This window comes from Actinomadura meyerae (assembly GCF_900188445.1).
GTDB lineage: Bacteria > Actinomycetota > Actinomycetes > Streptosporangiales > Streptosporangiaceae > Spirillospora > Spirillospora meyerae.
Map to the genome: position 1 here is coordinate 23,357 of NZ_FZOR01000021.1, position 12,465 is coordinate 35,821.

Annotated in this window: 9 protein-coding genes and 1 tRNA gene; 6 read left to right on the forward strand and 4 right to left on the reverse strand. The window is 71.1% G+C overall.

Annotated features, from left to right (window positions below):
• Nucleotides 1-245 precede the first annotated feature (245 nt).
• The gene (locus CHF16_RS21440; RefSeq protein ID WP_089327881.1) at nt 246-2,183 is read left to right on the forward strand and encodes an AAA family ATPase; all 1,938 of its coding nucleotides are present in this window, start codon (nt 246-248) and stop codon (nt 2,181-2,183) included.
• A 567-nt stretch (nt 2,184-2,750) separates the two neighbouring features.
• On the opposite strand, the gene CHF16_RS21445 is transcribed toward CHF16_RS21440, so the two are convergent.
• Nucleotides 2,751-2,826 (reverse strand) — tRNA-Lys (locus CHF16_RS21445).
• 43 nt (nt 2,827-2,869) lie between these two features.
• Complete coding sequence (locus CHF16_RS21450; RefSeq protein WP_245868963.1) at nt 2,870-4,174, reverse strand: cytochrome P450; 1,305 nt, start codon at nt 4,172-4,174, stop codon at nt 2,870-2,872.
• Nucleotides 4,175-4,180: 6 nt separating this feature from the next.
• On the opposite strand from CHF16_RS21450, the gene CHF16_RS21455 reads away from it, so the two are divergent.
• Both CHF16_RS21455 and CHF16_RS21460 read left to right on the forward strand, forming a co-directional pair.
• A complete protein-coding gene (locus tag CHF16_RS21455) occupies nt 4,181-4,579 on the forward strand; it encodes a PaaI family thioesterase (RefSeq protein ID WP_089327972.1) in 399 nt (132 codons plus the stop codon).
• 1 nt (nt 4,580) lies between these two features.
• Nucleotides 4,581-5,261, forward strand: a complete 681-nt coding sequence (locus CHF16_RS21460) for a dienelactone hydrolase family protein (protein ID WP_089327883.1) — start codon at nt 4,581-4,583, stop codon at nt 5,259-5,261.
• A gap of 4 nt (nt 5,262-5,265) precedes the next feature.
• On the opposite strand, the gene CHF16_RS21465 is transcribed toward CHF16_RS21460, so the two are convergent.
• Nucleotides 5,266-7,839: an AAA family ATPase gene (locus tag CHF16_RS21465; protein ID WP_089327884.1), complete on the reverse strand. Its 2,574-nt coding sequence runs from the start codon at nt 7,837-7,839 to the stop codon at nt 5,266-5,268.
• A 101-nt stretch (nt 7,840-7,940) separates the two neighbouring features.
• Between CHF16_RS21465 and CHF16_RS21470 the strand changes: the two genes are divergently transcribed.
• Entirely contained in the window at nt 7,941-9,014 is a 1,074-nt protein-coding gene (locus tag CHF16_RS21470) for an alkene reductase (RefSeq protein WP_245868965.1), read from the forward strand.
• Between the two features lie 113 nt (nt 9,015-9,127).
• On the opposite strand, the gene CHF16_RS21475 is transcribed toward CHF16_RS21470, so the two are convergent.
• Nucleotides 9,128-9,472, reverse strand: a complete 345-nt coding sequence (locus tag CHF16_RS21475) for a C40 family peptidase (protein ID WP_245868968.1) — start codon at nt 9,470-9,472, stop codon at nt 9,128-9,130.
• 943 nt (nt 9,473-10,415) lie between these two features.
• Here CHF16_RS21475 and CHF16_RS21480 point away from each other — a divergent pair.
• A complete protein-coding gene (locus CHF16_RS21480; RefSeq protein ID WP_218826767.1) occupies nt 10,416-11,744 on the forward strand; it encodes a family 1 glycosylhydrolase in 1,329 nt (442 codons plus the stop codon).
• A gap of 68 nt (nt 11,745-11,812) precedes the next feature.
• The gene (locus CHF16_RS21485) at nt 11,813-12,442 is read left to right on the forward strand and encodes a nucleotidyltransferase (protein ID WP_245868971.1); all 630 of its coding nucleotides are present in this window, start codon (nt 11,813-11,815) and stop codon (nt 12,440-12,442) included.
• Nucleotides 12,443-12,465 lie beyond the last annotated feature (23 nt).

Sequence of the window (12,465 nt, forward strand, 5' to 3'; positions counted from 1 at the left end):
CCATAGCGGGATTGTGGCGAATTTCCGGGTCCAGCTATGTGAATCGAAAGTGCCGCCGCGGAGTAGTACGCTAGTTCGAACGCGAAAACCCCGGCGCACGCGGGTTCCGCGAGCACCGGGGTTCCGTCTTGATTCGCACCTAGACCATATCCCGAGGTCAGCAGGTGAGCCACACCCGGCTACCGAACTGTTACACCTATGTGTCCTCACCCTCGTGCGCCGGACCACCCTTCATGGAGGTTCGGATGCAGCTCGTCGCAGCGCACATCACCCACTACCGGTCAATCGAGGACTCGGGCCGGCTGGACGTCGAACCCGACGTCACCTGCTTGGTCGGCAAGAACGAGTCCGGGAAGACGACCGCCCTTCAGGGGCTCTACCGGCTCAACCCCGTCGAAGCCGCCGCGACGTTCGACGAAGTGATCGACTTTCCGGCCCGGCTCACCCGCAAGCGCAAGGAGTACCCCGACGGACGCCGGATCCCCGTGGTGGTGGCCACCTTCCGCTACGAGCCCGAGGAGATCCTCGAGATCGAGGAGGATCTCGGTGCCGGTGCCCTGCGCAGCCCGGAGTTCACGGTGACGATCGGGTACCGCAACAGCCGCCGGAGCATCGTCCACGACTATGACGAGGAGGTGATCGTCAAGCACCTGCGCGCCGGAGTGGACCTTCCGCGCACGGCGGCCCAGGACGTCAACGCCGCGACCACGATCGCGGAACTCCTGCAAGCGCTCGACAACCTGGCGGAGCCGCCGTCCACCGCACAGGAGCTGGTGGAACGGATCCGCGACTGGCGGGGCGAGGACGTCAACCTCTACCTGATCGATCAGTACGCGGTCCCCAACATGCCGAAGTTCGTGTACTTCGACGACTACGACTCGATGCCCGGCAAGATCTCCATCCCGGATCTGATCCGCCGGCGCGACGCCGAGGACATCGACCGGGGCGAGCGCGCTTTGCTCAGCCTTCTGGCCATGGCCGACGTCACGCTGGAGGACTTCCACGAGACTGACCAGCACGAACGACTGATCAGGGAGCTGGAGAACTCCGGGAACGTGATCTCCGACGAAGTCTTCGAGTACTGGTCGCAGAACGACGAGCTCGAGGTCGAACTCCAGGTCCTGCCGGCCGAGACCGGGGCCGCCCCGCCCTACAACGAGGGGCCGATCCTGCAGATCCGGGTCTTCAACCGGCGCCACCGCGCCTCGGTCCCGTTCGACGAACGCTCCCGCGGCTTCGTCTGGTTCTTCTCCTTCCTGGCCTACTTCACCGACCTGGAGGAGGCGGCCACCAGCAACCTCATCCTGCTGCTGGACGAGCCGGGCCTGTCCCTGCACGGCCGCGCCCAGCACGACCTGCTGCGTCTGATCGACAAGCGGCTGGCGCCCAAGCACCAGGTCCTCTACACCACGCACTCGCCCTTCATGGTTTCGCCGGACCGTCTGCACCGCGTCCGCACTGTCATCGACCGCGAGAAGGTCGGCACGAAGATCTCCTCGGAGATCTTCAAGGCTGACAGCGATACCGTCTTCCCGCTGCTGACGTCCATGGGCATCGAGATGAGCCAGACGCTGTTCGTCGGCGAGCACACACTGCTCCTCGAGGGCCCCAGCGACCTCATCTACCTCGACGTCCTGTCCGACCTGGCCCAGGCCAAGGGGCTTGAGGGACTCGACCCCCGCTGGGTCAAGACGCCGATCGGCGGGTCGGGCAAGCTGTCCACCTTCGTCACCCTCCTGGGTGCTAACAAACTCCACGTCGCGGTCTTGGTCGACTCCAGCACCAAGGACGTCGGGGCTGTCAAGCACCTGCGCGACAACGACCGGCTCGCCGCCAACGGGCTCGTCCAGATCAGCGAGTTCACCGGCACCGCGGACGCCGACATCGAGGACCTCTTCGAGCGCGATCTCTACGTCGAACTGGTGAACCGCGCCTACGAACAGCACCTGACGAGCCCGATCACCACCGGTGACCTCAACGCCAACGACCCCCGGATCGTCCGGCAGGTCGAAGATCACTTCCGCAAGCACAACATCGCAGGCGGCAAGCTGGATCATTTCAAGCCTGCCGCCGTTCTTCTCCGGAAGCAGCACGAGGTCCTCGCCGAGCAGCCGATCGACGACGCCACCATCAACCGCGCTGCACAGCTGTTCGCCAGATTGAACGCCCTGCTTCCCTCCTAGAAGGACGCTGGTCCCGGGGGCGGCCCGTGGCCGCCCCGGGGATCACCCTGGCTCAACCAGCGCAAGAACCCGATGAGGGGAATGATCTTCGTCATCTCGACGGGTCATGGCCCCCCTCTGCGCACGCTGGTCCGCTCGTCTAGGGGTGGCTCGTTGGTGTGGGCTCGCGGCGAGAGGACACCATGTTCGCCCGGATGATGCCCGCATCACCAGCGGAGGATCAAGATGGCCAACCTCGCCGCGGCTCCGATTTGCCAAGGACCCGTGTGAGGGCGGCGTCGTCCACGGGCGAGATGATCAGTGGGCGCAGCGGCCCTCCCATTCCTGGTGCGTCGGCCACAAGCGGAGACTTACAGGGCACCACCTCCCATAGGTGCCAGCAATCCCGCAGGCGGTGGGGCTCGCACTCACCACTGTGTCTGCCGGCCGGGCAACATCGATGTGAATCGGGGGGTGACCAGGCCCGATCCGTGCCCGCGAGCAAACATCGAGCAGACAGGGGGACGGAACGGGGCGAATCGGGCGGCGGGCAAACCGGGACAATCTCCCGTTTGCCCTGGTCAGGGGTGGTGGGTCGCGTGGGACTCGAACCCACAACCTACGGATTAAAAGTCCGGAGCTCTGCCAATTGAGCTAGCGACCCGTCACGCAAGCGTACCGAGATCGATGGGGGGTTCGCGACGGGGTTAGGGGGTGGCGGACAGGTGGACCGGGAGGTGCTTGAGGCCGTTCTGGAAGTTGGAGGCCAGGCGGACGGGGGTGCCGGTCAGGGTGATGTCGTGGGGGAGGAGTTCGCGGAAGAGGGCGCGCATCTGGGTGCGGGCGAGGTGGGCGCCCAGGCAGAAGTGGGGGCCGAAGCCGAAGCTGACGTGGTCGTTCGGGGTGCGGGTGATGTCGAAGCGGTCGGGGGAGCGGAAGACGGTCTCGTCGCGGTTGGCGGAGGCGTGGTAGACGACGACCTTGTCGCCCGCGTCGATCTTCTGGCCGGAGAGGGTGACGGGGGCGGTGGCGGTGCGGCGGAAGTCCATCACCGGGGGCCAGTAGCGGAGCATCTCCTCGACGGCGGACGGGAGGAGGTCGGGGTCGGCGCGGAGGCGGGCGAGTTCGGCGGGGTGTTCGAGGAGGGTCAGGAGGCCGCCGGGGATGCCGTTGCGGAGGGTCTCGTTCCCGGCGACGGCGAAGAGGAAGAACATGTTCTCGAACTCGTGGGTGGTGAGGCCGCCCTCCAGCATGCGGGACATGATGTCGCCGGACGGGTTCGAGCGCTTCTCGGCGGCGAGGGCGTGGGCGTAGGCGAACATGTCGGCGAGGGCCGTGTAGGAGCGCGGGTTGATGGGACGCCCGTCCGGGTGGGTGGTGGTGGTCGGGCGGTAGTGCATCGCCTTGCGGGCCATGGGCGTCATCGTGGCCGCGTCGGCGGTGGAGAGTCCGGCGTACTCGTCGTCCTGGTAGCCGATGACGCGGGACGCCCAGTCGTAGAGGAGGCGGCGGTCGGAGTCGGGGACGCCCATGATGTGGGCGAGCGTCCAGACGGGGAGGTCGGCGGCGAGTTCGACGAAGTCGGTGTCCTCGCCGGCGGCGGAGGCGACGAGGGCGCGGGCGCGGGCCTCGATCGTCTCCTCCAGGGCGCGGACGGCGCGGGGGGTGAACGCGGCGGCGACGATGCGGCGCAGGCGGGAGTGGTCGGGCGGGTCCTGGTTGAGCATCATCGCGCGGACGAAGGCGAGATCCTCGGGCGTGTCGGGGTCGCGGATCTGGGTGGCGCCGAGGTTGGACGAGAAGAGGTCCGGGGAGCGCAGGACGTGCTTGACGTCGGCGTGCCGGAAGACCGCCCAGTAGCCGGGGCCGGCGGGCCAGGGGCCGACGGCGGGTTCGGGGATCCGGACGACCGGCGATTCGGCGCGCAGCCGGGCGAAGGCGGCGTACGGGACCCCGTCGGCGTAGGCGGCGGGCAGGAAGATCTCCTCGTGCATGCCCTCAGCGTGCATCATGTCGGGATGACGGTGAAGCCCGATGAGATCCTGCGTGACAATTTCGCGCCGTGGGTGCTGGACCTCGGCCTCGTTCCGGAGGAGGTGGGGGACGGGACGGCGGTGCTGCGGCTGCCGTGGTCGGACCGGCTGGCGCGGGAGGGCGGCGCGCTGTCCGGGCAGGCGCTGATGGCGGCGGCCGACACGGCGGTGGTGCTGGCGGTCTCGGGCGCCAAGGGCGGGTTCGTACCGATGACGACCGTGCAGCTCGGCACGACCTTCCAGCGGGCGGTGAAGGGCAAGGACGTGCTGGTGCGCGCGGAGCTGTCGAAGCTGGGGCGGACGATGGCGTTCGCGGAGATCGACATGACGGCCGATTCGGTGACCGTCGCCCATGCGAGCGCGGTATACGCCATCATCGGGTGACATGACGGAAAAGGTGGTTGTTCCTGACGGCGAGTTCGACCTGCGGGTGTGGGGGGAGCGCGGTCCGGGGGTTCTGCTCCTCCAGGAGATCTTCGGTGTCGGCGACTACATGGAGGCCGTCGCCGAGGACCTGGTGGCGCTCGGGTTCGTGGTGGCGGCGCCCGACATGTTCTGGCGCATCGAGCCGAACTGGACGACCGCCCACAACGAGGAGGCCCTCCCCAAGGGGATGTCGATGGTCTCCCAGTTCGACTGGGAGAAGGGCGTAGCGGACGCGAAGGCCGCGCTGGACGTCCTCAAGGGCCTGCCAGGTGTCGGCAAGGTCGGCGTGCTGGGGTTCTGCTTCGGCGGGACGCTCGCCTACCTGCTGGGTGCGCAGGCCGAGGTCGACTCCCTGGTGTCGTTCTACGGGTCGGGCGTGCCGGGGGCTCTGGACCAGATCGACGCCCTTCGGAGCCCTGTGCAGTTCCACTTCGGTGGGGACGACCCCTACATCCCCCGGGAGGACGTCGCGAAGGTGGAGCGCGCCGTAGAGGGACGGGAGAACATCGAGATCCACGTCCAGGAGGACGGTGGGCACGCCTTCCACAACCGTAAGGCGCCGATGTTCTACCAGCCGGAGCCTGCCGAGCGGGCCTGGCGGCTCACGGAAGCCTTCCTCAAGCGGACTCTGTCGTCGTAGTGCCTCAGGCGGGCTCCAGGGCCAGGTGGGAGAGCTCCCTCCGGGACGAGATGCCCAGCTTCGGATACGCCTTGTAGAGGTGGTACTCGACCGTGCGCGGGCTGAGGAAGAGCTGGGTGGCTATCTCCCGGCTGCTGGTGCCGGCGGCCGCCAGGCGTACCACCTGGAGCTCCTGCGGGGTGAGGCGGTCGAGGAGGTCCGGCGCGGTCGGGACGGCGGTGCCGGACTCACCGGTGGCGCGTAGTTCGGCGCGCGCGCGTTCCAGCCATGGGGCGGCGTGGAGGCGTTCGAAGATGGAGGCCGCCGAGCGCAGCGGGACGCGTGCGTCGGAGCGGCGGCGCGCGCGGCGCAGGTACTCGCCGTAGAGAAGTTCTGTGCGAGCCCGCTCGAACGGCCGCGACGCCTGTTCGTGCAGCCGGATCGCCTCCGCGTAGAGCTCCTCGGTATCGGTCACCAGGGCCTCGCAGTGCAGGGACACGGCGAGGGCCCATGGCTGCTTGCTCGCCTCGGCCCAGGTGCGATAGCGGGCGAAAGCCGCGCGCGCGACGGTCGTCTCGCCCGCGCGGACGGCGGCCTCCACCTGGTCGGCGGCGGACAGGATCTCGGCGTGGCGGTGCGGCCCGTTCGCGATCTCGTCGAGGCGCCGCAGCGCCTCGTCGTAGCGGCCCAGGCCGAGGTCGAGGAGGGCGAGCGCGGCGTCCGCCAAGCCGGGCGGGGCGGACGCGGTCAGCTCGCGGAGGCGGGCCTCGTCGCCCTCGATCGCCGCGACCCGGGCGAGGACGGCGCCGAGGCGGCCCTCGCCGTGCGGGCGGCCGGTGTCGCGGGCGAGCGCGACCGCCTCGGCGACGGTGGCCTCCGCGTCCGCGTGCAGCCCTGCCGCGATCTGCGTCTGCGCGAGGATCTGCAGGACGCCCGGCAGTTCGCCGGCGAGGCCGTCCCGGCGGCAGTGCGCGGCCTCGGCGGCGGCCAGTTCCAGAGCCGCCGCGTCCGCGCCGGCGATCAGCGCGAGCCGGGCGCCGCGCAGCCGGTCGCCGTCGCCGTCGCGCAGCGCGGCGACCTGCTCGGTCAGCAGCGGCAGGCCGCCCGCGTAGTCGCCGTCCGCGAGCAGCGCGAGGCCGCGCAGGGTCCGGTCGCCGGGCAGCAGCTCGGCGGCGCGGCGGACCGCGCGCAGCTCGCCAGACGTCCAGCCGTAGACGGCGCCGACGCGCAGCATCTCCGCGCGCTCGTCGCCGGCGGCGCGGTCGACCATGATGCGGGCCGCGGCGCGCGGGTCGCCGCGCTCGTACTCGACGGCGGCGTGCACGCGGGCGAGGGCGGCGCGGTCGGCGGCGCCGAGCTTCTCGGCGTGGACGGCGAGGTCGCCGGCCTCGTCCAGGCGGCCCGCCCGGAGGGTGAGCGCGGCGGCGGCGCCGAGCCGCGCCCCGCGGTCCGCCCGGCCGGGGGTGAGGTCGGCGGCCTGCCGGTAGAGCGTCGCCGCGGTGGCGTAGGCGGCGCGGGCGCGGGCGCGCTCGGCGGCCTCCTGGAGGTCGGCGGCGACGTCCCCGTCCGGAGCCAGCGCGGCGGACGCGCGGTGCCGCGCGCGGCAGTCGAGGTCGGTGGCGGACTCGGCCAGCGCCCGGTGGGCCTCGACCCGCCGCGCCGCCGTCGCGCCCTGGTACGCGGCCGCCCGGATCAGCGGATGCCGGAACTCGATGCTGCGCCCGGTGACCGCGACCAGCCGGGCGCGCTCGGCGGGCTCCAGGTCGGCGAGGCCGGTCCCGAGGGTGCCGGCGGCCGCGAGCAGGCTCGGCATGTGGCCGCGGCCCTCCGCCGCCGCGATCAGCAGCATCGTCCGGGTCGGCTCCGGCAGCCGGGCGATCTGCTCCTGGAACGAGGCGAGGACGCGGTCGGCGACCCGCAGCGGCGTGGTCTCGGGGGGACGCTCGCCGGCGGCGGCGAACTCGTGCAGCGCGAGCGGGTTGCCAGCCGCCTCCCGCAGCACCCGCTCGCGGGCGACGGGGGGCAGGCCCCGCGACGCGATCAGCCGTTCGGCGTCGTCCCGGCCGAGCCTGCCGAGCCGCAGCTCGGGCAGGCCGGTGCCGGTGAAGGCGTCGTCGCGCGCGGCGAACAGCATGACGACACCCTCGGCCGCGAGCCGCCGCGCCGCGAACAGCAGCGCCTCGACGGTCGCGGTGTCGAGCCAGTGCGCGTCGTCGGCGACGCACAGGACGGGGCCGTCCTCGGCGAGGTCGGCGAGGAGGGCGAGCACGGCGAGGCCGGTGGCGAAGCGGCCCGGCTCGGCGGACGTCTCGCCGAGCGCGGAGCGCAGCGCGGCGGCCGGCGCCTCCGGGAGGCCCGCCAGCCGGTCGCGGACGGGCCACAGCAGCTGGTTGAGTCCGGCGAACGCGATGCCGGACTCCGCCTCGACCCCGGTGGCGCGCAGTACCCGCGGCGCCCGCGCCGCCGCCTCCGCGAGCAGCGCCGACTTGCCGATGCCCGCCTCGCCGCGCAGCAGCAGGGCGGCGCTGCGCCGGTGGTCGCGCGCCTCGTCGAGGAGCGAGGAGAGCCGCGCTTGTTCGTCGTTACGCCCGTAGAGCACCCATCCAAACTACGGGCCCGGATACCGAAAGCCTACGGATGCACCCCGTATCCGCCGGTTCGTACGTTCGTGATCAGCGAAAACGAACCGAGGAGGACATCGTGCGGGAACTGTTCGAGCCGCTGTCGGCCGGGAAGCTGGAGCTGCGCAACCGCCTCGTGATGGCGCCGATGACCCGCAGCCGCGCGAGCGCGGGCGGTGCCGTCACCGAGCTGACCGCGGAGTACTACCGGCAGCGGGCGAGCGCCGGGCTGATCATCACGGAGGGGACGCAGCCGAGCGTCCGGGGCCAGGGGTACATCCTCACGCCGGGACTGCACTCGGACGAGCAGGTCGAGGCGTGGCGGGCGGTCACCGACGCCGTCCACGAGGAGGGCGGCACGATCTTCGCGCAGCTGATGCACTCCGGGCGTGTCGGCCACCCCGTCCTGTATCCGGACGGCGGGCTGCCGCTCGGCCCGTCGCCGATCGCGAGCGGCGACCGGCTCTTCACGCCGGACGGGATGCTCGACCACCCCGTCCCGAAGGAGATGACCCTGGACGACATCGCCGGGGCCGTCGGGGAGTTCGCCGCCGCCGCGCGCAACGCGGTCGCGGCCGGGTTCGACGGGGTCGAGCTGCACGGCGCGAACGGCTACCTGATCCAGCAGTTCCTCGCCGACGGGAGCAACGTCCGCACCGACGCCTACGGCGGGACGGTCGAGAACCGGGTGCGGTTCGCCGTCGAGGCCGTGCGGGCGGCGGCGGACGCGATCGGCCCGGAGCGGGTCGGGCTCCGGGTGTCGCCGGGCGGCACGTCCAGCGGCGTCAGCGAGAGCGACACGCCGGAACTGTACTCCGCCCTCGTCGGCCGGCTCGCCCCGCTGGGCCTGGCGTACCTGCACGTCATGGAGGAGCTGAACCGCGACATGACCCGGCGGATCCGGGCCGAGTGGCCGGGGACGCTGATCCTGAACCCGCATCCGACGCCGGAGTCGTTCCCGGCGCGACCGGAGGAGGGCGCCGAGGCGCTGCGGGAGGGCGTGGCGGACGCGATCGCGTTCGGTGAGCTGTGGCTCGCCAACCCCGACCTGCCCGCCCGCATCGAGGCCGGCGGCCCCTACAACACGGCGGACCGCTCGACCTTCTACGGCGGCGACCACCGCGGGTACACCGACTACCCCGCGCTTTCCTGAGAGCCCTTCCGGAGGATGCCGGGCCAGGGGCCTTACCGCCACAGGCCCCGCACGGCGCGCGCGGGGGACGTCGCGATGCGTGCGGGGCCTGGGCGGTACGGGGGCGGCCGGGGCTAGAGGCCCGGCCGGACGGCGCCGGAGAAGTTGCGCTTGTAGTACTTGGTCAGCTTGATCTTCTTCACGCGCTTGCCGGAGCTGGGCGCGTGGATCATGTAGCCGTGGCCGGCGTAGATGCCCATGTGGGTGCGCCCGCCGTAGAAGAACAGCAGGTCGCCCTTCACGGCGCCCTTCCAGGAGACCTTCTTCTTGACGGCGCGGTAGATCTGCTGGCTGGTGCGGGGCAGCTTCACGCCCGCCTTGCGCCAGGCGCCGCCGGCGAGGCCGGAGCAGTCCCAGGAGCCGGGCCCCGTGCCGCCGTAGCGGTAGGGGTCGCCGATCTGCTTCGCCGCGTACTTCACGGCGTAGGCCGCGCGCTTCTTCTGCTTCGCGGCGCGGGACTGCTTCGCGGAGACCTTCGCCGCCGCGGTGACGACCGCGGCCTGCTGCGGCGGTGCCGCCGCCTCGGCGGGACCGGCCGTGAGGACGGACGCGCCGAGCGCCGCGGTCGCGGTGAGCGCGAGCCCGCCGGTGGTGATTCCGGTCTTCAGGGGGTTTCGGGGGGTATGCAGAATGACTCCAGACCTCGCGGGTGATGCCTACCGGGCAGCCGTCACCGCACGGGTTCTCCTTGCGGTTCGGGATGCCGCGACCATTCCGCCGCGCCATTCGACGGGGCGCGGGTGAACGGTGGCCGCTTCCGGTTCCGTGCATCTCGGCTGCACGGATTCGGCTTCCGACGGCGGCCGTCGCGGGAGTACCGCGGGGGACGGCCTGGGGGGCCGCGCCGTGCCTGTGGGGGCGGCCGTGCAGGCCGCGAGCCGCGCGTCGGGTGCGTGTTCTGTTATCCGGGCGGCTGCGGTGCCGCATGAACGTCCAGGAACGTATGCAGAGTCGGGTGGGCATGGCAAATCACTCCGGTCATTCCGGTGGGAGCGGGCGCGGGGAAAGGGATTGGCGCCACCGCGGTGGCCTGCGCTGATTCTGATCAGCCCGGCGAAAATGTGAACTGGGTCACCTTCCCCCCTTTGAAGATCCATTTCATGGTGACCCGTGCGGCGCCCGCCGGTAAGTGGAATGCCGTTCTGTGGAAAACCTGTCGACGCTCCGTAATGATCTGTGGCGTGTATCACGTAACGATAAATGTGGCTTATGTCTCCTTTAATCGGCCGGGTCGGGCGTGCCGGGATGACGGGTTGCGGACGGACGCGAGTACCGGATCCGGCCCGGCCGAGGGGTTGACGGACCGGATCCGGCCGCCTGTAGTCCGAAGGAGAAGCAGGTTCCGCGCTCGGAGGGAGTCCTGTGTTCGGACGCGTGTTGTGCGGTCTCCTCCTGGTCGCCGGGCTCGTGGCGGCGCCGCCGGCCCTGGCCGAGGGCGGATCACCGACCGCGAAGTTCCCGCCCGGCTTCCTCTGGGGCGTGTCGACGTCCGGCTTCCAGAGCGAGGGGCACTTCCCCGACAGCAACTGGACGCGCTACGCCGAACGCAAGGCGCCCGGCGTCACCGACCCCTACGGCGACTCCGTCGACTTCCTGCACCGCTACCCGTCCGACCTGAAGCTGGCCAAGGGCCTGGGCGTGAACGTCTTCCGGACGTCCATCGAGTGGTCCCGCGTGGAGCCGCGCCGCGGGTACCGCGATCCGAAGGCGCTCGCGTACTACGACGACCTCATCCGCCGCATCAAGGAGAACGGGATGCGGCCCATGCTCACCCTCGACCACTGGGTGTATCCCGGCTGGGTCGCCGACCAGGGAGCCTGGGACAACCCCCGCACGCAGGACGACTGGCTGAGCAACGCCCGCTACGTCGTCGACCGCTACAAGGGGCAGGGCGTCATCTGGATCACCTTCAACGAGGCGAGCGCCTACATCTACAAGGAGCTCACCACCCGCCCGATGGACCTCGGGCAGATGCTGAAGATGCGCGACGCCCTCATCAGGACGCACCGGGCCGCGTACGACATGATCCACAAGGTCGACCCGGGCGCCCCGGTGTCGAGCAACGTCGCCTACGGGACGGCCCTCAACGGCATCTTCGACGCGGCCCTGTTCAACGACGTCACCGAAAAGCTCGACTTCATCGGCATCGACTACTACTACGGCGCGAACCTGCAGAACTTCACTGCGGTGTACGCCCTCACCGGCGAGTTCTGGAAGGTCGACCCCGAGCCTGAGGGGCTGTACTACGTCCTGAAGAACTACCAGCGCCGGCTACCGCACCTGCCGGTCTTCGTCGTCGAGAGCGGCATGCCGACCGATGACGGCAAGCCGCGCCAGGACGGCTACACGCGCGCGGACCATCTCCGCGACCACATGTACTGGATCCAGCGCGCGATGGCCGACGGCGTGAAGATGATGGGCTACAACTACTGGAGCCTCACCGACAACTACGAGTGGGGCAGCTACCGGGCACGGTTCGGCCTCTACACGGTGGACGTCCTGACCGACCCGTCCCTGGCGCGCCGCCCGACCGACGCCGTCCCCGCCTACCGCTCGATCATCGCGAACGGGGGCGTCCCCTCCGGGTACGTGCCGGTGCGCAAGCCCGGCTGGTGCTCGATCGAGGACCCCGTCGCGACCTGCCTGGGCACGACCCCCACCCCGCCCGCCGGATACCGCCCGGCCGGGTGACCGGGGACGCATGACCGGCCCCTCGCCGGGTACCCCGCCACCGCGACCGCAATCGAGCAGGGGAGCGCGTGGGGGACGTGCAGACGCAGCCGAAGGCCGCGACGCGCGGGTCCGGCACCGCGGGACCGGGGCCCGGCCTGGGCGGCGTGGCGGACGATCTGCTGACCGCCCTGAAGCGCGCGGCCGCCGCCCTCCGCGACGCGGGCCTGGAGTACGCCCTCGCGGGCGGCTTCGCGGCGTACGCGCACGGCGCGGCGGTGTCGACCCACGACGTCGACTTCGTGCTGCGGCCGCGGGACGTCCAGGCGGCGCTGGACGCGCTCGCCGCGGTGGGCATGGCGCACCTGGAGAGTCCGGAGAACTGGCTGGAGAAGGCCTACGACGGCGAGCACACCATCGACCTGATCCACACGCCGTCCGGCCGTCCGGTGGACGGCGAGCTGCTGCGGCGGGCCGAGGAGATGACGGTGGGCGCGGTGTTCATGCCGGTCCTGCCCGCCACCGACCTGATGGTCATGCGGCTGATGGCGTTCGCCGAGACCGCCTGCGACTTCAGCGGGTTCCTGCACGTCGGCCGGGCGCTGCGCGAGCAGGTGGACTGGCGGCGGGTCGCGGCGGAGACCGCCGGGTCCCCGTACGCGTACGCGTTCCTGACGCTGCTCGCGCGGCTCGGCGTGATCGAGGAGGACGTGCTGTGAGGGCCGTGCTGTGACCGAAGGGG